Raw genomic sequence first — 21,352 nt, 5'->3', positions numbered from 1 at the left:
CTCGTCCCGAGTCGCCTCCGTGTCGTCTCCCGCACGGCCGGCCGGTCAGCCGGGGATCCGCCAGAGCTGGGCGCTGTTGCCCGAGGCGCAATCGGTGAGGGTGGGCCGGCGGCCGGCCCCGTGGCTGGTCAGGCAGTCCAGGCCGCCCTTGATCCGGTACATGCCGGAGGACGCGCTCTCCACGGACCAGTAGGGCGAGCCGTTGAGCGTGCCGTACGAGAGGACGACGCCCCCGCTGCTCGTCCGCGCCAGCATGTGGCCCTCGGTGTTGCACGGCTGGAAGGTGTCGTGCGCCTTGCTGATGCGTACCCAGCCGTACCTGGTCACTCCGCCCATGGTCATCCCGGTGCCGGGCTCCAGGCTGTCCTCGGCCAGGCCGAGCTTCTGACCGTCACCGGCGTTGACGACGGACCCCCAGCCGGCGCCCCCGCAGTCCGACGGCCTGCCCGTGTCCGCTCCCCCGTCCGGGGCTCCGCTCCCGGAACCCGCCCCGCCGTCCGGAGACCCGCCCGGCCCGCCCGAACCGTCGGAGCCGTCCGAGCCGTCGGTGGAGCCGCGCGCATCACCGACGCTCTCCCCACCGCCGCCGCTCCTCCCGTCCGGCGCCTCCCGCCCGGCGGCGACCGCTCCCGCCGCCGCGGCCCCGGCTCCGTCCGGCTTCTCCCCGTCGCGGCCGTCGGCGGGGCCGTCACCGCGGGTACCGTCCTCGCGACCGGAGCCGGCCGGTTCACTCGCGCCGGCCGACTCCGGCGTGTTGGACGGCCCGGTGACGGACGGCCTTCCGCCGGATTCACTCGCTTCCGGCTTTCCGTCCGGCGGCGCGAGCCACAGCAGCACCGGAGTGCCGACGGTGACCACCAGCACCATGCCGAAGAAGGCGAGGGCCGGACGACGCCGCGCGGGTGCCGTTTCGTTTTCGGTCTTCTCCTGCTTCCGCTTCTCGCCCTTCCCCCGCTTCTCGCCCTCCCCGGCCTTCTTCTGCCCTTCCTTCCCGGAACCCGGCTCATCGTCGCCGGTACCGGCGGCGCTCACAGGAGGCTTCGCGGTCTCCCCGCGCGCCGCGGCGCGGGCAGCGGCCGCCATCGCCGCCCCGTTCACGAACCGGTCCTCCGGCCGCTTCGCCAGCGCTCTGGTCACGAACGCGCGCACCGGCTCCGGAACGGAGGCGGGCAGGTCGGGCGCCGGCTCACGGATGTGCTTCAGGAGCACCTCGACGGCGGAGTCACCGGTGAAAGGCAGTTCCCCGGTGAGCAGCTGGTAGCACACGACACCGGCCGAGTAGAGGTCGGACGCGGGGATCGCGCCCAGGCCCTCCGCCTGCTCGGGCGCCATGTAGAGCGCGGTACCGAGCACGGAGTGCGCGCCGGTCAGTTTGGTGCCCGCGGGCATCCGGGCGATGCCGAAGTCGGTGACCGCGACCCGGCCGTCCTTGCGGAGCATCAGGTTCGACGGCTTGATGTCACGGTGGACGACTTTCCGCAGGTGGGCGACGTGCAGCGCGTCCAGAACCTGCGCGATCAGCTCCAGCGCCCGCTCGGGCGGCATCGGCCCCTCTTCGAGACGCACGTCCTCCAGCGAGCGTCCCTCGATGTGTTCCATGACGATGTACGCCATACGGCCACGGGAGGAGGAGTCCTCCCCGCCGGCACGGTGCTCCCCGCCGGCACAGTCCTTTCCCCTGGCGCGGTCCTCCTCGTCTCGCCGCGCCGTCGGCCGCCTCTCCTCCGACCTCTCCTGCGAGCTCTCGCCGTAGTCGTGGATCCGTACGATGCCGGGGGCGTCGAGCGCGGCCAGTGCCTTGGCCTCGCGCCGGAACCGCTGCACGAACGCGGAGTCCGACATCAGCTCGTGCCGCAGGACCTTCACCGCGACCGGGCGGGAGAGGACGGTGTCCTCGGCGCGCCATACGTCCCCCATCGCGCCGCCGCCGATCGGCTCGATCAGCGCATAGCGCCCGCCCAGCACCGTGCCGCGCCGCATCATGTCCACCCCCGTGGCCCACAGGCCGTCGGCCGTCCAGATCGAGGGGCAGTCTGCCAGAGCAACTTCCCCATCCCGTAACGGAGTTGATATGACGAGACGACTGTCTGTACTGGGCGGTGGGTGCCGGAACCGCTCGGCCACCGGGCCCGGTCGCTGCCCCCTATCCTGAACCGTGTGCTGCTGAACGGGGATCTCGAGGGCGAGGCACCGAGCAGGCGTGTCCCTGCCCCCGCGACCGGGTCCGGCGCGGCGGTGCCGCGGTTACCCGGCGGCCGGGGCTGAGCCGGCCATGACGACCACGGGGGACGGCGGCCCGCGGCCACGCGGCACGTGGTGGCGGGAGGGAGCGGTCACGGCGACGGCGTTCGCGCTCTGTCTGCTCGGCGGTATGGCGCGGGCCGACGGCACACTGTCGGCGCCGCCCGCCGCCGCCTACGTCATCGCCGTGGTGTCCTGTGCCGCGTTACCGATACGGCACCGGGCGCCCCTGGCCGTCCTGGCGGCCACGACCGTGGCCGGTGTGCTCGTGCAGCCCCTGGGTCTCCTGATGAGCCCGGTCATCGTGGCCCCCGCCGTGATCAGCGCCTACTCGTACGCGCTCGCCGCGGGCACCGAACGGCGCGCCGCGAGCGCGGTGTCGATCGGCTCCGCGGTGCTGCTGCTCACCTCCGTCCCCTGGTCCGGCGGCCTTTCCTGGCAGGACGCGAGCAGGACGGGAGCGGTGGCGGCGTTCCCGCTGGTGGCCGGCGTGCTCGGCCGCTCGGTGCGGAACCGGCGGGCCTACCTGGCGGCCGTGGAGGAGCGGGCCCGGCGGGCCGAGGAGGAGCGGGACCACGAGGCGCGCCGGAGAGTGGCCGGGGAACGGGTGCGCATCGCCCGAGAACTGCACGACCTCGTGGCCCATCAGATCACCCTGGCCAACGCGCAGGCCAGGGTCGCCGCCCACTTCTTCGACACCCGCCCGGAGCAGACCCGCAGGAGTCTGGGGGAGCTCGTCGAGACCACCGGTCAGGCGCTCGACGAACTGCGGGCCACGGTCGGCCTGCTGCGTCAGTCCGGCGACGCGCCCGGGGACGGGTCCGGGGACGCGTCCGGACCTGCCGAACCGGCGCCCGGGCTGTCCCGGCTTCCGGCGCTCCTCGAGTCCTTCCGCCGCGCGGGTCTGGAGGTGTCGGTGCACCAGAAGGGCATGGTCACACCGCTGCCGCCGGGCGTGGACCTCACGGCCTACCGCATCGTCCAGGAGGCCCTGACCAACGTGACCAAGCACGCCCGTACCGGCAGCGCCCGGGTGCGCCTCCGCTGGAACCGCGATCGCGTGACCATCGCCATCGCCGACGACGGCGGGGGCGCCGGTACGGGGCCGGCCGACTCCACGGGGCCGGCCGCCTCCACCCCACCGACCGCGTCCACGGGGCGGGACAGTCCCCCCGGATACGGCCTGATCGGGATGCGGGAACGTGCCACCGCGGTCGGAGGACACCTCTCCGCGGGGAGGCGCCCGGAGGGCGGCTTCCTCGTCTCCGCCGAGCTGCCCCTCCCCTCCGCCAGGGACGCGGCGTGGCGGACTGACGGAGCGACAACCATTGAGGAGGAACGGATGGCCGTCGGGACGGCGGACGGCACGCGGTCGGGCGACGTGCGGGCGGGCGGCGGAGAGGCCGGGGACGCGCCGTGACGCTCCGGGTGCTGCTCGCCGACGATCAGGCGCTGCTGCGCGGCGCGTTCCGGTTGCTTCTCGACACCGCCGACGACATCACCGTGGTCGGCGAGGCCGGCGACGGCAGGGAGGCGGTGCGACTCACCCGGGAGCTGCGTCCGGACGTCGTGATCATGGATATCCGCATGCCCGGGGTGGACGGGCTCACCGCCACCTCGGAGATCTGCGCGGACCCGGAACTGGGTGCCACCCGCATCCTGATCCTCACCACCTACGAGACCGACGAGTACGTCGCCCAGGCGCTGCGCGCGGGGGCCGGCGGCTTCATCGGCAAGGGCATCGGGGCCGGGGAACTGGCGGACGCGGTACGGACGATCGCCGACGGCGACACCCTTCTGTCCCCCGCCGCCACCCGTTCCCTCGTCGCCCGTTTCCTGGCCACACCGGACCCGAGCACCGCCCCGTCGGGCCACTCCGAAGAGCTCGCCGCGCTCACCCCGCGCGAACGCGAGATGGTGGCCCTGGTCGCGACCGGCCTGTCCAACCAGGAGATCGCCGAGCGGCTGTTCCTCAGCCCGTTCACCGTCCGCGCCCATGTGCAGCGCGCCATGACCAAGCTGGGGGCCCGCGACCGGGCCCAACTCGTCGTCATCGCCTACCGGACAGGCCTGGCCCACGCGGGCCCGGACGGCGGCCCCGGCACCGGCCGGTAGGCGGGTAAACCGGTAGGCGGGCACCGGAGCCCTCCAGCAGGGCCCCGCGGCCGGCCGCGCGCTCACCTCCGCGACCGGCTCACGAGTGCTCACGTCACCTCACGGCACGTCAGGGCACGGGGGCGAACTCCGGCAGCACGAGCGCCGAGTGGGCCGGCGGCGCCGGTGCGGCGGGCAGGGTGACGAGGTCGCGCAGCATGGCGTTGCGCTGCTCCAGGTCCCGCGCCGTGACGGGGAAGAGCGTGGCCGCGCCCTTGCCGACCAGTGCCTGGTTCAGGGCGACGAACTCGCGGACGCCGCGTTCGTAGGCCGTGAACGCCGCCGTGTGGTCCCGGTGCGTGGCCAGGGCGTGGGCGAGCATGTAGGCGCCGGCCAGCGCGAGGCTCGTGCCCTGCCCGGTGAGGAACGAGGGCGCGTACGCGGCGTCGCCGACCAGCACGACGCGGCCGCTGGACCAACGGGGCATCCAGATCTGGGCGGCCGTGTCGCAGAACAGGTCGTCCGCGTCGCGCAGGGCCTTGACCATTCCGGGGACCTCCCATCCCGCGCCCGCATAGACCCTGGCGACCAGTTCCCGTTGGGCGCTCGGGTCGCGGAGTGCTCCGAGCGGCGCTTCCGGCTGGTGGAAGTTCAGGAAGGCGTGCAGTTCCTCGTCGTCGTCCCCGGCGGCGTAGAGGGCCGCGGCCTTCCCGGGGGTGTTCCACATCACGAGTTCGCGGGAGAGACCGAAGGTGTTCGGCATGGTGAAGACGGCGAAGCAGTAGCCGAGGTAGCGGTGGAACCGTTCCTCGGGGCCGAAGACGGACTCCCGGGTCTGCGAGTGCATACCGTCGGCCCCGACCACCAGGTCGAACGTGCGCTGCCGACCGCTGCGGAACGTCACGTCGAGCCCTTGTCCGTGCTGGTCGAGGGTGTCGACGGAGTCGTCGAACAGGAATTCCACGTCGTCGCGCACCAAGGCGTGGAGAAGGGCGGCCAGATCTCCGCGGCGCACCTCCAGGTCCTGTCCCCCGGCACCGCCGGCGAGGGCGCGCGGGTCGACCGAGGCGACTTCACCGCCGTCGGCGTCGAGGAAGGTGAAGCGGCGCGAGGCGATGTGCGCGTCCCGAAGTCGCGGCAGGATCCCCATCCGCCGGACCACCTCCGTCGCGGTACCGCGGATGTCGATCGGGTAGCCGCCGTGGCGCGGTGCTCCCGCCTTCTCCACCACGGTCACCGCGCATCCGGACCGGTGCAGCCAGTAGGCCAGCGCGGGTCCGGAGATACCGGCCCCGGAGACCAGAACCCTGCGCTTCCCGGACGTCCCAGCATCCATCGTCAGCCCCGTACGCGTCGTCATGCCCGGGCCCCCTTCCTGGTGATACGGACAACGAGCAGGGACAGTGCGGCGACGAGGCCGGCGGTGAGGAACCCCGTGACGAAGGCCGGTTCGCCCGGCAGACCCGTCACCGGGTCGGTCCCGGCGGCGAGTATCGCGCCGCCGATCTGGACGCCCAGGGCGAAGCCGATCACGCGGGTCACCACGAGCAGGCCGGTGACGACGCCGGTGTGCCCGGCCTCGACGGCGGTGGCGGTGCCGGCGAGCAGCGCCGTCGTGGCGGCGCCCGCGGCGAACGCGGTCAGCGTCTTGGCGAGGACGAGCTGCCAGGCCGCGCTGTGCAGCGATGCCAGGGCGAGCAGCGTGCCCGCCGTGACGACGGTGCCCGCGACGACCACGGCGCGCGGACCGAAGCGCCGCGCCGCGAGACCGCCGACCGAATCGCTGACGGCCCCGGCGATGGCGCCGGGCAGCAGGAACAGCCCGATCTCGGTCGTGCCGGCTCCGAAGCCGTACCCGTCGGCCGGTGCCGCGAACAGTTGCGGAAGCAGGAGGAGCACCATCCCGGCACTGGTGGTGATGACGAGGGTGAACACGCACGCACTCCACATCGCCGGCCTCGCCAGCATGCGCAGATCGACCATCGGCGAGGCCGCCCGGCGCTCGACGACGACCCACCCGGCCGCGAGGCCCGCCACGACCGCCCCGATACCGGCGAGCGCGAGCGGCGGCAGGCCGGCGCTCGTCACCGTCACGAGCCCGAGCATCAACGCGAGGAGCGTGCCGCTCAGCAGCACCGCGCCGGCCCAGTCGATCCCGTCCTCGTCCGGCCGGACCGGCGGGTCGTGCGGCATCAGCCGCGCCACAGCGAGCGTCGACGCGACGATCGCGATCGTCGGCAGCACGAACATCCCGTGCCAGGACAGGCTTTCCGCGATCGGCCCGGCAACCAGCGTGCCCACGATGCTGCCGCCCGAGAACAGCGCGAGGACCACCCCGATCGCCACCTGCGACTCTCTCACCGTGAGGTGCTTGCGCACCAGGATGAAGGAGAGGGGCAGCACGCCCACCATGACGCCCTGCAGCACCTGACCGAGCAGCAGCACCGGCAGGTTCGGCGCCAGACCGGCCAGCAGGCCACCGGCCGAGACCACGGCCATCAGCCGGACCAGCACCCGCCGTCCGCCGTAACGGTCGCCGAGTTTGCCGGCGAGGGGCGTGACGACCGCACCGGTGACGAGTAACGCGTTGCCGACCAGGGCCCCTTCGGCGGGACTGACCCCCAGCTCGCGTTGCAGCAGCGGAAGAGCGGGCTCCACCACGGACTGCAGGGTGCCGAGGGCGAGCGCCAGGACGCCGAGAGCGGCGATCGCCGGTCTGCCGACGCGGACGGGGGAAGAGGAATGGGATGGGGAAGAGGAAAGGGTTAACGCCACGTGTCGGTCACTCCAGACACCGTTGGGGCAGTGGGGAATGCGCGAGACCCGCGCACCACCCACACTCCCCTCCGGCGCCCCCGCCGGACATCGTCCCCCGGCGCCGTCCTCCCCTGGTGCGCCGGGACCAGCCACGCACGCGTCCTGGTGCGTGCGCACTACGGGCCGAGCCTCTGCCGGGCTCGTCGGCGCGCGGCGTGTCACCGCCCCTCTTTGACTCGCTGTGACCTGCGGAGAGAGGGTGCCGCGCGGCTTCTCAGAGTCCGCGGATTTTCCGTCCGGTCTCCGTGGCCGGGTAGAGGATCGCGTCGGCCACGCGGCCGCCGGAGTCCTTGACGCCGCCGCTGAAGTTGAGGCGGCCGGAGGCGCCGGTCTTGGCGGCGACGCCGTCCCAGTACGCCGCCTCCCGCTCCCAGCGGATGCCGCCGAGCAGGCGGTCCAGGTCTTCGGGGCCGATGCGGGAGGCCGCCTCGCTCCACGGCGTGGTGTGGTGGGCGGCGATCCCCACCCCGGCGAGAACGGCCGGGGCGGTGAGCGCGCTGCGGCTCGCGAAAGCGGGGAAGCGCTCGGAGATCAACCGCGCCAGCAGCGGCACGACGAAGCCCTCGACCTCCTCGGGCCGGGCACCGGCGGGCAGTTCGTCCTCATGCACCGACTCGGCGGAGCGAGTGAGGCCGCTCCGCCCGTAGACGGCGGTGACGACGAGGGCGCGCAGCGCGGAGAGCGTGACGACCTCGCGGTCACCAGCCGCGGTCTGCCGCTTGCTGGAGTTGACCAGCCGCCCGAAGGGCACCGGCTGCCCGTCGATGTCGACCTTGACGGAGTCGGCGACCCGGTGCGCGAGCCGGGTGCCGAAGTCCCGCTGGTCCATCGACATGGCCAGGTTCTTGGCGACGGCAACGCCCCGCACGTTGCGGTCGTAGAAGATCTGCCGCGCGTCGGCCGGGGCGAGGTCGGCGTAGAGCTCGAACGCGACACGCACGCGGGCGAGTTCGGGGTACGTCAGGCCGTACGGCTCGGGGTCGTCGTAGAGGTCGTGCCAGGCGGCGGTCTGCGTCTCGCCGTCGATGGCCACGACCATGGTGCCGGGCGCGATGGTGAGGGTGCGCAGGCCGCTGCCCGGCACGAGTTCGTCGCTGATGGCGGCGAGCGGCCCGGCGTGCCACAGGGTGATGGGCGGTGTGGACCAGGCGGCGCCGAGTTCGCCCTTGAGCCCGGCGGCGATGTACTCGGCGTACGGCCGGACGTTCCTGCCCTTCTGGGACGACTTCAGCGTCCGCTGCACGGTCGCCCGCAGTTCGGCGTGGCGGCGCACCAGGCCGGAGGCGGTCTTCAGCCTCCTGGGGTCCTCCTCGGTGCGCGGCGACGGCACGAGCTGGACGAGCGCGGGCACGGACATCGTCCCGACGACGGCGTCGTCACGGAACGGCATGACGGTGAGCTGGGTTCCCTCGACGACGCCGGTCAGCATGGTCGGGCTCATGGCGAATCCCCCCGGAGTGCGGTGAGCGGGCACGGGCGGTGCCCGCGGTGATGCCCCGGCGTGCCGGTCGCGGCCACGGCGGGGGTGTCACTCCCACCCGTCGAGAGCGGAAGCATTCACAGGTAAGCATGTCAGTGAAAGCATCGTCAAACGGTTTGACAGATTTGACGAGTGCTATAGGTTGTTGACGTTCCCTCCCGAGAGGCCCAGGACTCCGCCCATGCCCCCGCCATCCGCCCAGGTGACCGCCGCCGAGATCTCCCGCATCGCGGGGGTCACGCGCGCCACGGTCAGCAACTGGCGCCGCCGGCACGACGATTTCCCGGCGCCGTCCGGCGGCACGGACAGCAGCCCGCTGTACGACCTGGAGTCCGTGCGCGCCTGGCTGGCCGCGCGCGGCCACGCCTCGGCGGCGAGCCCGTCCGAGGAACTCCGTACGGCCCTCCGCCTCCGCCCGCCGGCCGGCGGCGGCACGCCGGACCTCCTGCTCCTCGTCCTCGCCGCGGCCGGCTGCTCACCGGACGAACTGACCGCCGCGACACGGCTGCCGGACGCGGATCTCGCCACCCGCGCGCAGCACGACGCGGCTTCGCCGGCCGGGGAAGCCGTGCCGACCGCCGGCGCCCCGGTCCGCTTCGCGCCGGGCGACGCGGCGGTGCTGCGCGCCCTGTACACCTGCGTACGCGACGAGGGCGGCCAGGCCGCCCTGGCCGTGCTCGCCGAGCGGGAGTTGGAGGACAGCGCCGCCTCCGGCGCCTACCGCACCCCCGAACCGCTCGCCGACCTGCTGGCCCGCCTGCTCCCCGGCACCCCGGCCCGCGTCCTCGACCCGGCCTGCGGCAGCGGTACCCTCCTCGCCGCCGCCGCCCGCCAAGGCGCCCGCGAGCTGTACGGCCAGGACGCGCTGCCCGTGCAGGCCCGGCGCAGTGCCGTGAGCCTGCGGCTGACGGCACCGGAGGCCGAGGTCACCGTGCGCGCCGCCGACAGCCTCCGCGCCGACGCCTTCCCCGGCCTCACCGCCGACGCGGTGCTCTGCAACCCGCCGTACGGCGACCGGGACTGGGGCCACGACGAGCTGGCGTACGACCCGCGCTGGGCGTACGGCGTGCCGCCCCGCGCCGAGCCGGAGCTGGCCTGGGTGCAGCACGCGCTCGCCCACCTGGCGCCCGGCGGCCACGCCGTCCTGCTCCTCCCGCCCGCCGTGGCCGGCCGCGCCTCGGGCCGCCGCGTACGGGCCGAGCTGGTGCGGAGCGGGGCGCTGCGCGCGGTGATCGCGCTGCCGCCCGGGGCGTCGGTGCCGCTGCACATCGGCCTCCAGATCTGGGTGCTGCAACCGCCCGAACCGGGCGGTCCGGAGCGCAAGTCGGTGCTGTTCGTGGACACGGCGGCCGGCGCCGTGACGGGCACGGGCACAGGCACGGCGGTGGGTATGACCACCGGCACGGCACCCGGCACCGCCACGGCGGCCGGACGCGGCGGCCCGGCGCCGTCCTCACGCACGCGGGGCGGGAGCCGCTCCGCCACCGTGGACTGGGCCCGGATCACGGAGCGGGCCCTCGGCGCCTGGCGGGCGTTCACGGAGAGCCCGGACACCTTCGAGGGCGAACCCGGCGTCGCGCACGCGGCCGGCGTGGTGGACCTCCTGGACGACGTGGTCGACCTGACCCCGGCCCGGCTCGTCCGGGCGTCACGGTCCGAGGCCGATCCGGCGGCCCTGTCGGCGGAGACCGACGCCGCGCGCCGCCACCTCGTCCAGGCCGCCAAGTCCCTTGCGCGGACGGCCGGCCGAGAGGACTGGAGCGCCGCGGACGCCACGGCCCGCGAGTGGCGGACGGCGACGGCGTCCGACCTCGCCCGCGGCGGCGCGCTCACCCTCCTCCGCACCGCACCGGACACCGCACGGGGCCGCGCGGACAACGGAACCGACAGCAACGGCGGCAGCGGCGAGCCGGAAACCCGCCCGGTCCTCACCGGCGCGGACATCGCGACCGGCTCCGGCCCCACCGGCGACCCGGCGGAGCTGCGCGGCAGCGGCATGGCCCCCGTGATCGCCGCCGGGGACGTCCTCGTACGAGCCGTCGCGGGCGGGGGCGGCCCAATGGCCAGGGTCGCGGGCGAGGAGGACGCCGGGGCGCTGCTCGGCCCCCACGTCCACCTCTTCCGGCCGGACCCGGCCCGCCTGGACGCCTGGTTCCTCGCCGGGTTCCTCGGCGCGGAGGAGAACATCGCGGGCGCGTCGACGGGCAGCACCGTCCTGACGGTCAGCCCGGGCCGGCTGCGCGTGCCGCTGCTGCCGCTGGAGGAGCAGCGGCGGTACGGGGAGGCGTTCCGGCACGTCCACGAACTCCGGGCGGAGGCACGGCGGGCGAACCTGCTCGCGGAGGAGACGGCACGGCTGCTGGCGGGCGGCCTGACCGGTGGGCAACTGCTCCCGAACGGGGGCGCGAGCCGGGACCGGGACACCACGACGGGCGACGGCCCGGGCGGGGCGCGCTCGCGGGGCGGCCAATCCTCCCGTTAGCCATACGGACCTTCGTCCGCATAGACCACACTTGTCGGCATCCGCGCCGGCCGGCCACCCGGCGGCGCGGTGGGGCGGGACAGCGGGACAGAACATTCGGGAAGGAACTCGGGATCCAGGTGAACAGCAGTAAGCACACGGAGATGGCGAACCACGCGTGGTCCGTCGCGGACCTCCTGCGGGGGGACTACAAGCAGTCCGACTACGGCAAGGTCATCCTGCCGTTCACGGTGCTGCGGCGCCTGGAGTGCGTGCTGGAGCCCACGCGCGAGAAGGTCGCGGAGCTGGCGGAGCAGTACAAGGACACCGACATCGACCCGGACCGCTTCCTGCGCCGGGCCGCTGGCCACTCCTTCTACAACAAGTCCGGCCTCACCCTGAAGAAGATCGCCGCCGACCCGCAGAACGCGGCGAAGAACCTCCAGGTGTACGTGGCGGAGTACTCCGACAACGCGCGGGGCGTGCTGGAGCGCTTCGAGTTCGCGCAGCAGATCAAGCGGTTGGACAGCGCGGGGCTGCTCTACCAGGTCATCGGCAAGTTCACGGACCTGGACCTGCGCCCGGAGATCGTGCCCAACCACAACATGGGTTACATCTTCGAAGAGCTGATCCGCCGCTTCGCCGAGCAGTCGAACGAGACGGCCGGTGAGCACTTCACCCCGCGCGAGGTCATCCAGCTCATGGTGCGGCTACTCGTCGCCCCGGACGGCGACGGCCTCCAACTCCCCGGCGCCGTCCGCACGGTGCTCGACCCGGCCTGCGGCACGGGCGGCATGCTCTCCGCGATGGACGACCTCATCAAGGAGCTCAACCCGGACGCCACGGTGGAGGTGTACGGGCAGGAGCTCAACCCCGAGTCGTGGGCGATCTGCCGGTCCGACCTCATGATCAAGGGCCAGGACCCGGAGAACATCGCCTTCGGCAACTCCTTCTCCGACGACGGCCACAAGCGCAAGACCTTCGACTACATGCTGGCCAACCCGCCGTTCGGCGTGGAGTGGAAGAAGGTCAAGGAGGAGGTCGAGGCCGAGCACAGGTCGCTCGGCGAGGCCGGCCGCTTCGGGGCGGGGCTGCCGCGCATCAACGACGGCTCGCTGCTGTTCCTCCAGCACATGATCGACAAGATGAAGCCGGTGGACGTGAACGGCGGGGGCGGCTCGCGCCTGGCGATCGTCTTCAACGGCTCGCCGCTCTTCACGGGCGCGGCGGGCTCCGGCGAGTCGGAGATCCGCCGCTGGATCCTGGAGAACGACTGGCTGGAGGGCATCGTCGCCCTCCCGGACCAGCTCTTCTACAACACCGGCATCTCCACGTACTTCTGGATCCTGACCAACCGCAAGAGCCCGGACCACAAGGGCAAGGTCGTGCTCCTGGACGCCCGCGACCAGTGGCAGAAGATGCGCAAGTCGCTCGGCGACAAGCGCAAGCAACTGGGTAAGGACCACATCGCGACGGTGGTCAAGCTGTACGGCGAGGCCCTGGCGGTGCGGGACGACCCGGAGCACCCGCTGCACGGCAAGGTGAAGGTCTTCGCCAACGAGGACTTCGGCTACCAGCGGATCACGGTGGAACGCCCGCTGAAGCTGCGCTTCGAGGTGACGGAGGAGACGCTGACGGCGCTGGAGGCATCGAAGCCGATCCAGAAGCTGCCGCAGGCGGCGGCCCTGGCGGACGCCTTCGAGTCCCTGATGGGTACGGGCTGGAGTACGAAGCAGGAGGCTTGGCTCGCGCTGAAGGACGCGGTGGTCCAGGCCGGCGGGACGTGGCCCACGGGCGCACCGTTCAATAAGGCGCTGCGGGAGGTCATCGGCGTCCGGGACCCGGAGGGCGAGGTCCAGCTCATCAAGGGCCAGACCGAACCGGACCCGGAGCTGCGGGACTACGAGAATGTGCCGCTGGGCGAGGACGTCGAGGAGTACCTGAAGCGGGAGGTCCATCCGCACGTGCCGGACGCGTGGATCGACCACAGCAAGACGAAGATCGGGTACGAGATCCCGTTTACACGGCACTTCTATGTGTACAAGCCGCCGCGGCCGTTGGCGGAGATCGATGCGGAGTTGAAGGCACTGGAGACGGAGATTCAGGGTCTGTTGGGGGAGGTCGCGGAATGAGAATTGACCACCTCCCCTTGTGGACGATCCTCCGCAGCCGAGAAGAATTCGGAGGAAAAGACCTACCCCTTCTAACGGTGAAGTCAGATTCGGGCATCGCATTGCGGGACCTGTCCCTTGGCCGACAGCCAAGTGAGGACATGTCGACGTATCGAACCGTCCGCGTGGGCGACTTCGTCGTCAACAGACTATGGGCTAGATTTGGGGCCTACGGCACCTCGCAATACGACGGCGTAATCTCACCGGCCTACTGGGTAATGAAACTCAGCAAGGAGAGAATCCAAGCCCGATACCTGCACCATCTTCTGCGATCTGAACCATATCGGCAGGAAATTGGACGCCGCTCAAAGAACATGCCGCCCAATGGGTACGATCTCCCATGGGAACAGTTCAGAAAAATAGAAGTACCAATTCCACCACTGGAAGAACAGCGTAGAATTGCAGACTTTCTGGACACTGAGATGGAGCGCATCGACCGATTGACGAAGGCACGCCAGACCCAAGCGTCCAGACTCGCTGAGCGCGACTACGCTTCGATCTCTGAAGCTCTAATTCCTGGATCACTCACCAAGAGGGCGGACAAAGGGATCTTCCCTTGGCTCCCCCCACTACCGCAGGATCGCCCCCTGGTGAGGCTTGGGTACATCTGCCGCATCCAGAATGGTCTTACAGTCGACGGCAAGCGTGACGTAAGTGGAGATGCGGTGACACGCCCTTACCTCCGGGTCGCAAATGTGCAGGCAGGTCATGTTGCGCTTGACTCCGTAACGGAAATCACGGTGCCTCGTGCCGTTGCACGACGCAGCACACTTCGCGTCGGCGACGTACTCATGACTGAGGGTGGTGACCTCGACAAGCTAGGCAGAGGCACGGTGTGGAACGGCGAACTTCCCGACTGCCTCCACCAGAATCATGTATTCGCATTGCGTCCGGCGAATACTGTTCTCGACGGCCACTATTTGGCACTTATGACTCAAACGGTGCATGGGCGCTGCTATTTCGAGAGCACCGGCTCTAGAACCACAAACCTGGCTTCCACGAATAGCAGTAAGATCCTTGGGTTCCCCATCCCACTACCTTCTCTAGACGTCCAGCGTTCCCTCGTCAACCAGGTATACGAGAAGCTCGAAGCAACGGCAGGTGTGCGCAGACTACTCAATCGGCAGCTCGCCCTGATGGCCGAACACCGCCAAGCCCTAATCACCGCCGCCGTAACCGGCCAGTTCGACGTCTCCACCGCCAGCGGCCGCAACGTCACCGACAACCTGCCCGAGGGAGTGACCCCATGAGCCCCGTGCACGACGAGTCCGCCTTCGGGGACGCCATCGTCGCGGCCCTCTGCGAGCGCGGCTGGCGGGAGGCGAACCCCGAGGACTACCGCCCCGACCTCGGCCTCGACACCAACGAGCTGTTCACCTTCATCGGCGCGACCCAGCCCGACGAGTGGAACGAACTCCTGACGGTCTACGGCGGCAACCCCAACGAGGCCCAGCGCGGCTTCGCCCAGCGCCTCGACCGGGCCATCGCCGACGACGGCCTCCTCCACGTCCTCCGGAACGGCGTCAAGGATCGGGGCGTCCGCCTCCGCGTCGCGTACTTCAAGCCCAACCTCATCTCCGCCGACTCCGTGCTCGACGGCTACCGGGCCAACCGCCTCACCGTCGTCCGCGAGCTCCCCTACGCCACCAAGCAGGCCGACTGGGGCCACCGCCTCGACCTGGCCCTCTTCCTCAACGGAATCCCCGTCGCCACCGCCGAGTTGAAGAACCCGCTCACCGGCCAGGGCGTCGAGCAGGCCAAGGAGCAGTACCGGACCGACCGCGACCCGACCGAGCTGATCTTCACCCGCCGGGTCATCGCGAACTTCGCCGTCGACCCGGACCTCGTCTTCGTCACCACCCAACTGCGCGGCAAGAGCACCCGGTTCCTGCCGTTCAACACAGGCTCCAACGGCCCCGGCCTCCCCGGCGGGGCCGGGAACCCGGCGCCAACCGCCCACGGCACGTACGCCACCTCCTACCTCTGGGAGCAGGTCTGGCAGCGGGACAACTGGCTCGACCTCCTCCAGCGCTTCGTCCACCAGCAGAAGCACAAGACACCCGGCGGCGGCACCACCAAGTCGACGATCTTCCCGCGCTTCCACCAGTGGGACGTGGTCCGCAAGCTCACCGCCCACGCGGCCACCCACGGCGCCGGGGAGAACTACCTGGTCATGGCGTCCGCCGGCTCCGGCAAGTCGAACACCATCGGCTGGCTGGCCCACCGTCTCAGCGATCTCCACGCCGACAACGACCCGACCGCCCTCGACGCCGAGGCCGTCGCCGCCCAGCGCATCAAGGCGGGTGAGCCGGTCTTCGACAAGGTCATCGTCATCACCGACCGCCGCAACCTGGACGCCCAGCTCCGCGAAACGGTCGGCGGCTTCTCGCAGACGGACGGCCTGGTCGTCAAGGTCGACGAGAAGCACGGTGCCAAGAGCGAGCAGCTCGCCCGCGCCCTCTCCCGGGACACCGGGAAGATCGTCACCGTCACCCTGCACTCGTTCCCGGCGCTGCTCGACTACATCAAGCGCAACCCCACCGAGATCAAGGGCACCCGCTTCGCGGTCATCGTGGACGAGGCACACTCCTCCCAGTCCGGTGACGCCGCCACCGCCGTGAAGTCCGCCCTGCGCGACCTCGGCCTGGACTCCGACTCGGACGACCAGGGCGCGACCACTATCACCGTGGACGAGAAGCTGAAGTCGAAGGCGGTGGCGCGCTCCCGCGCCGCCAACCTCTCCTACTTCGCCTTCACCGCCACCCCCAAGGCGAAGACCCTCGAACTCTTCGGCACGGAGGGCGTGGAGAACGGCAAGACCGTCTACCGGCCCTTCCACACCTACTCGATGCGCCAGGCCATCGAGGAGGGCTTCATCCTCGACCCGCTGCGCAACTACGTCACGTACAACACCTACTGGAAGCTGGCGAACCTCAACCACGACGAGAAGGAGGTCGATCCCTCCAAGGCGAACAGCCTGCTCGCCCGGTTCGCGCTGATGCACGAGCACACGGTGTCGCAGCACGCCCAGGTGATCGTCGAGCACTTCGTCGCCCACACCCGCGGCCGGCTCGGCGGGCGGGCCAAGGCGATGGTGGTCACGGCCTCCCGGCAGTCCGCCGTCGAGATGGCCCGCGCCATCCGCAGCTACATCCGGGACCGCGACTACGACACCAAGTACCCGGACCTGGGCGTCCTGACGGCCTTCTCCGGCTCCCTCACCATCGACGGCGAGGAGACCACCGAGAGCAAGGAGAACGGCGGCCTGTCGGAGAGCGCGCTGCCGAAGGCGTTCGCCTACACCCGCGCCGACGACAAGGCCGCGAAGGCCGGCGGCAAGGGGCAGCAGGAATACCGCATCCTCGTCGTCGCCGAGAAGTTCCAGACCGGCTTCGACCAGCCGCTCCTCACCACGATGTACGTCAACAAGACGCTGACCGGCATCGCCGCCGTGCAGACCCTGTCCCGCCTCAACCGCACCCACGACCGCAAGTCGCAGGCCGACCTCGCCGTCCTGGACTTCGTCAACGAGGCCGAGGACATCCAGGACGCCTTCCGCCCGTACTTCGAGGAGGCGCACACCCTGCCCTCCGACCCGAACCTCCTCTACTCGGCGCAGAGCCGGGTCATGTCCGCCCCGGTCATCTCCGAGCAGGACATGGACGCGTTCGTGGCCGCGTACTTCACGGCGCAGGAGAAGGCGGCCGGCTCCCAGGCGAAGTGGGAGAAGCTGCACGCCGAGCTGTACCGGCTCCTCTCCCCCGCCGTCACCCGCTTCACGCAGCTCCTGGAGAGCGACGAGGAGGAGGACACCGAGGCGGCCGAGGACTTCCGCGCCAACCTCAACGACTACGTCCGCAAGTACGGCTTCCTCGCGCAGATCGTCCCGTACCAGGACGCCGAGCTGGAGCGCCTGTACCTCTACGGGCGCTACCTCCTCAACCGCCTCCCCCGCCTCGCGGACGGCGGCGTCGACATAGGCGAAGTGGACCTGAGCCATCTGCGGGTGGAGAAGACCGGCGAGCACGACGTGTCCCTCAACCCCGAGGGCGCGGCCGAACTCATGGGCTTCGGCGACGGGGTGGGCGGTGCCAAGGACGCCGAGAAGTCACTGCTGTCCGAGCTGATCGACAGGTTCAACGCCAAGTTCGGCACGGAGTTCACCAAGGAGGACGTCCTCCCGGCCTTCAACGCCACCAAGGAGGACCCGAAGGTCCGGGCCGCCGCCCTCGTCAACGACGAGCAGAACTTCGGCATCGTCTTCGACAAGAAGTTCGAGGAGAACATGATGGACCACGTCTCCACCATCGACACCCTCGGCAAGCGCTACTTCGGCACCGACCGGGACTTCAAGTCCACCCTCGACCGCAGCGCCCGCCGCGCGGCCTGGCGCATGATCCGCCGCGAGGAGGGCTTGGACGAGATCTGACGGGCGGCGCCTGGCCCGGGCCACGTAGCGCCGGGCGCCGTCCTCAAGTCGTCCCGGCAGGTCCGCCCCACGATCGACGGATTTCCGTGATTCGGCCACCAGGCCAACAGCAGTGTCATTACCGTGTGTATTCGATCCATCACGAGCCACAGACTCCGCCGTGCCCGCAAGGAATCGGGCCGGTCGGCGCCTGTGGGCTCGGAAGACCGAGTACGGGCACGAAGGGCTTCCGGGGTGGTCGGGGACGGCCGGTCCGGGGCGCCGGAGGGGAGTCACCTTGCCGCAGCGACGCCTTGTCACGGGCCGCAGCCGGGAACCGCGCCAGCGATTCGCCGAGGAATTACGGCAGTTGCGGGCAGGCAAGGGCGTCAGTCTCCGGCAGCTCGGCGAACGGCTGGGCTGGGACTGGTCCCTGTTCGGCAAGATGGAGAAAGGCGAGACGCTGGGCGGGCCCGAGGTCGTCCAAGCGCTCGACACCTACTTCGGCACCCCTGGCATGCTCCTCGCCCTGTGGGAACTGGCTCGCGCGGATCACACCCAGTTCCGCGAGCAATACCGCCGTTACATGGAACTGGAAGCGGAAGCCACCAGCCTCTGGCACTTCGCCGTCAGTGTCCTGCCGGGGCTGTTGCAGACACCGGGATATGCGCGCGAGGTTCTGGCCGTGGGCGGCAGCAAGGGTGCCGAGCTCGATCAACAGGTCGAGGCGCGGATGAGCCGCCGGGAACTGCTGGAGGGGGACGACGCGCCGCCCTTCCGGTCACTCCTCTCGGAAGCGGTACTGGGCACACCTGTACGCGATCGGGGAGCGTGGCGGGCTCAGTTGGAGTTTCTGGCCGAACTTTCGGAGCGCGACAACGTGACGATTCAGGTGCTGCCCATGAGCGCGGGGCCCCATGGGCTGGTGAGCGCCGCCGTGATGTTCCTGCGGCTGATGGATGCGCGCACGGTGGTGTATGCCGAGAATGCGTTCTCCGGTGAACTCATCGAAGACTACGGCACGGTTGAACGCCTTCAGCGCGCCTACGATGCGGTACGCGACTTGGCTCTGTCACCCGCCGAGTCACGGAAGTTCATCCTGCGCACCCTGGAGGAAGTACCGTGCGACCCCTCAACCTCGGCGTTGTGAGCTGGCGCAAGAGTTCCTACAGCAATCCGGACGGCGGTGAGTGCGTCGAGGTCGCTGACGGCTTCGCCGTCGCCGTTCCCGTACGCGACAGCAAGAACCCGCACGGACCCGTGATCACGTTCCCGGCAGACGGCTGGGACACGTTCATAGCGGCCGTGAAGCACGGCGACCTGGGCGCCTGATCCGAGCATCGCGGGCAAGCGTCGAACCGCGATCGACGGCCCCTGGCCCACCTATCAGGTGGACGAGGGGCCGTCGCCCTGCTCGGCCGGTTCGGGTCCAGGGCTGAGGATGATCGTCGGCTGAGGACCGCCGAACCCCTCGCGCGGCCCGATCTCCGCCATGTCCTCGACCGGAGCGCCCGCCGCGCGGCCCGGAGCTTGATCCGCCGCGCGGAGGGCCCTGGACGAGATCTCACGGCGGCTCCCGGCTCCCGGTTGGGGGACGCGGCGCCGGCGGCGCCCCTACTCGTCCCGTCCCGGCAGCAAGCGCCCCACGACCGACGTATTCGGAGTTCGGCCATCGCGCTGACATCGACTTGGTCACCATGTGCAGTTGATCCATTACGCCCCAGAATTCGCCGTGCCGCTACGCCGGGACCAGCTCGGGACGGACAACCGTACGGGCCCGCTCATACAAAGTTTGCGCGTCATGGTTGCGGACGTGCGGCCGGATCAGGTTAAACATGTCCGTCATGCGCTTGTCGATACGGCCCGAGTTGACCAAGGGGTAATCGTCCAGCGCGAGCCCCCACGTCCGGCACGCGGCTTCGAGGTGCCCTACGGATAGTTGCCGCTCGGCGAGGATCGCCCGTTCTTTGACGCGCGTCCGTCGATAGATGCTGTACCGAAGCCGGTCCGATTCCTGCATGGCAGCTACGGCCCCGCGCACGTCGCCCATTTCGAAGCGCACTTGGCTGGTGTGGTAGTTGAGCGATGCGGGGTCGTACGAGCCGAACACCTTCCCGCGAGACTCCGCCTTGTCCATGGACACTTCGGCTTCCTGCAAGTACATGAGCGCGGACCGCCGGTCCCCGATCTGCGCGGCGGCGTGTGCTTGCTGACCGGCGAGAAAGGCGCGCATCCGCGGACCGGCCTGCGGCGAGGATGCAGCGGCAGCATCGGCGAGTCGCTGGGCCATCGGCCCCTGGCCCAGGTCTACGGCCTGCACGCTCATGCCGCGGAGCGTGGTGCAGTACGTCAGGTGGTCTTCCGACGCTCCCGCGAGCTCCAGCGCTTTGAGGTAGTAGCGCTGTGCGAGACCGTGCAAGCCCTCGTCAACAGCCATGTACCCGGTGAGATAGCAGAGATCGGAGGCCGCGGACATCATGGCTTTCCGTACGTCCTCGGGACCGTCCGTCCGCAGGAACGGGACGACGGTGTTAACGAGAAAGGTTGCGGCGAGTGGACGAGCGGTGCGGCCCCCGAACTGGTCGTCCATGGAGGAGAGCTGTTCCGTCATGGCAGAGACCGTGTGCACGTCGGACATACCGATACGGGTTCGCGTGCCTTTCTGTGCAGCCTCCATCCGCCCCACCACATCCGGCCACTCGGGGACAGTCAGCGCGACGGAGAAGAGAGCGACACCCAGGACGCTACGGCGAGAAGGGTCCATGTCCAGCCTTCCAAGATCGGTGATCCCGTCCACCGCGCTGGATGGTGTCGCCTCCGTCCGGCTGTCAGGGGCCGGGAAGTCAACCTCCGCGTACGTGACGGGTCGTCCAAGTCGTCGGGCGAACGCTTCCAAGATCAGCGACCGGGCATCCTCGCGCGGAACGCTCCCGCTCAACCACTGGTGAACGGAAGGTGCACGGTACTGCTTCGGGGTGCCGCGCTCGGTTCCAACCCGGTTGACCGCCTGCGCGCACTGCCGCAGCGTCCACCCGGTCTCGCGGAAGAGACGCTCTAACGCTGTGTTCGGCTCGCTGGTGCCCACGGTCGTCAACTCCCCATGCGCGACTGCGCCAATCGCTTAACGCTCTTAATCCTTGAGCCCTTCCCAACAGTACCGCCGAGCGTGACCAGACGGTTACCTGGAGCGAGAAGCTGAGATCGCAGCGGAAGGGGACGGGCAAGTGAGTGCAGAGCTGGTACCGCCCTCCATGGGAGTGCTGATGATGGACACGAGCTGTGACCGTGTCGGGGAATTCCGCGGGGTCGCCGGCCCGTATTGGTCACTGCGCCCCATCGGTGGCGGAACCGAGTGGGAAGCGGAGCCCGAGCAAGTGCGTCCCGTGGACCCGATAGAGCGTCTGCACGCGGAGACCGCCCGCGCGAACGCCCGGAGTCGGGGTGAGTGGCTGTGACCACCACGGCCCGTCACACGCTCGTGTTCGTCGACTGGACGTTACGGCCCGATCAGGACGACGACGGACTGCACGTACGCCCTGTCCGTCTGGCCCGTCCGACTTCCCGTCGATGAGCCCGGCCAGGCGACGTCCGAGCCGATAGCCCACCGAATCGGCTGACTGTCGCACCCCCTGTACGTCCCCGCTACGGACCCGTGGACGTAGCGCGCTGATACTCCCGCT

General features: G+C 70.4%; 14 protein-coding genes. 9 read left to right on the top strand and 5 right to left on the bottom strand.

What is annotated here, in order from left to right; translation table 11 throughout:
• Positions 1–45: 45 nt before the first annotated feature.
• Positions 46–1,980: a serine/threonine-protein kinase gene (locus tag IF83_RS31330; RefSeq protein ID WP_158711093.1), complete on the bottom strand. Its 1,935-nt coding sequence runs from the start codon at positions 1,978–1,980 to the stop codon at positions 46–48.
• A gap of 292 nt (positions 1,981–2,272) precedes the next feature.
• On the opposite strand from IF83_RS31330, the gene IF83_RS0121900 reads away from it, so the two are divergent.
• Positions 2,273–3,661 (top strand): sensor histidine kinase, encoded by a 1,389-nt coding sequence (locus IF83_RS0121900; RefSeq protein WP_030546741.1) that lies wholly within the window; start codon positions 2,273–2,275, stop codon positions 3,659–3,661.
• Positions 3,658–4,356 (top strand): response regulator transcription factor, encoded by a 699-nt coding sequence (locus IF83_RS0121895; RefSeq protein WP_030546739.1) that lies wholly within the window; start codon positions 3,658–3,660, stop codon positions 4,354–4,356. The genes IF83_RS0121900 and IF83_RS0121895 overlap by 4 nt, the downstream gene beginning before the upstream one ends.
• Positions 4,357–4,465: 109 nt before the next feature.
• On the opposite strand, the gene IF83_RS0121890 is transcribed toward IF83_RS0121895, so the two are convergent.
• The 3 genes from IF83_RS0121890 to IF83_RS30540 all read right to left on the bottom strand — a co-directional run bounded on the left by IF83_RS0121890 (position 4,466) and on the right by IF83_RS30540 (position 8,593).
• Complete coding sequence (locus IF83_RS0121890; RefSeq protein ID WP_030546736.1) at positions 4,466–5,695, bottom strand: FAD-dependent monooxygenase; 1,230 nt, start codon at positions 5,693–5,695, stop codon at positions 4,466–4,468.
• Positions 5,692–7,110: an MFS transporter gene (locus IF83_RS0121885; protein ID WP_030546734.1), complete on the bottom strand. Its 1,419-nt coding sequence runs from the start codon at positions 7,108–7,110 to the stop codon at positions 5,692–5,694. Before IF83_RS0121885 ends, IF83_RS0121890 begins: the two co-directional genes overlap by 4 nt.
• 256 nt (positions 7,111–7,366) lie before the next feature.
• A complete protein-coding gene (locus IF83_RS30540; protein ID WP_030546732.1) occupies positions 7,367–8,593 on the bottom strand; it encodes a ParB N-terminal domain-containing protein in 1,227 nt (408 codons plus the stop codon).
• A gap of 220 nt (positions 8,594–8,813) precedes the next feature.
• Between IF83_RS30540 and IF83_RS0121875 the strand changes: the two genes are divergently transcribed.
• From IF83_RS0121875 to IF83_RS0121855, 6 genes are all read left to right on the top strand, one after another.
• Positions 8,814–11,114, top strand: a complete 2,301-nt coding sequence (locus tag IF83_RS0121875; RefSeq protein WP_208605924.1) for an N-6 DNA methylase — start codon at positions 8,814–8,816, stop codon at positions 11,112–11,114.
• A 119-nt stretch (positions 11,115–11,233) separates the two neighbouring features.
• Entirely contained in the window at positions 11,234–13,225 is a 1,992-nt protein-coding gene (locus tag IF83_RS0121870) for a type I restriction-modification system subunit M (protein WP_030546728.1), read from the top strand.
• Positions 13,222–14,514, top strand: coding sequence for a restriction endonuclease subunit S (locus IF83_RS32440; RefSeq protein WP_078843722.1), 1,293 nt, complete (start codon positions 13,222–13,224; stop codon positions 14,512–14,514). The genes IF83_RS0121870 and IF83_RS32440 overlap by 4 nt, the downstream gene beginning before the upstream one ends.
• Positions 14,511–17,693, top strand: a complete 3,183-nt coding sequence (locus IF83_RS0121865; RefSeq protein WP_030546726.1) for a type I restriction endonuclease subunit R — start codon at positions 14,511–14,513, stop codon at positions 17,691–17,693. The genes IF83_RS32440 and IF83_RS0121865 overlap by 4 nt, the downstream gene beginning before the upstream one ends.
• A gap of 277 nt (positions 17,694–17,970) precedes the next feature.
• The gene (locus IF83_RS0121860; RefSeq protein WP_030546724.1) at positions 17,971–18,822 is read left to right on the top strand and encodes a helix-turn-helix domain-containing protein; all 852 of its coding nucleotides are present in this window, start codon (positions 17,971–17,973) and stop codon (positions 18,820–18,822) included.
• Positions 18,819–19,004, top strand: a complete 186-nt coding sequence (locus IF83_RS0121855) for a DUF397 domain-containing protein (protein WP_394297361.1) — start codon at positions 18,819–18,821, stop codon at positions 19,002–19,004. Before IF83_RS0121860 ends, IF83_RS0121855 begins: the two co-directional genes overlap by 4 nt.
• 406 nt (positions 19,005–19,410) lie before the next feature.
• Here IF83_RS0121855 and IF83_RS0121850 read toward each other — a convergent pair whose 3' ends face one another.
• Positions 19,411–20,757 carry a hypothetical protein gene (locus IF83_RS0121850; RefSeq protein ID WP_030546719.1) on the bottom strand — a complete coding sequence of 449 codons (1,347 nt, stop codon included), beginning with the start codon at positions 20,755–20,757 and terminating at the stop codon, positions 19,411–19,413.
• Between the two features lie 166 nt (positions 20,758–20,923).
• Here IF83_RS0121850 and IF83_RS34950 point away from each other — a divergent pair, with 166 nt between their 5' ends.
• Positions 20,924–21,127, top strand: coding sequence for a hypothetical protein (locus tag IF83_RS34950; protein ID WP_078843727.1), 204 nt, complete (start codon positions 20,924–20,926; stop codon positions 21,125–21,127).
• The last annotated feature ends 225 nt before the right edge of the window (positions 21,128–21,352 follow it).

Origin of the sequence: Streptomyces albus subsp. albus, from assembly GCF_000719865.1 — a bacterium.
GTDB classification, from domain to species: domain Bacteria; phylum Actinomycetota; class Actinomycetes; order Streptomycetales; family Streptomycetaceae; genus Streptomyces; species Streptomyces albus_E.
This window is presented reverse-complemented; position numbering and strand designations above follow the sequence as displayed.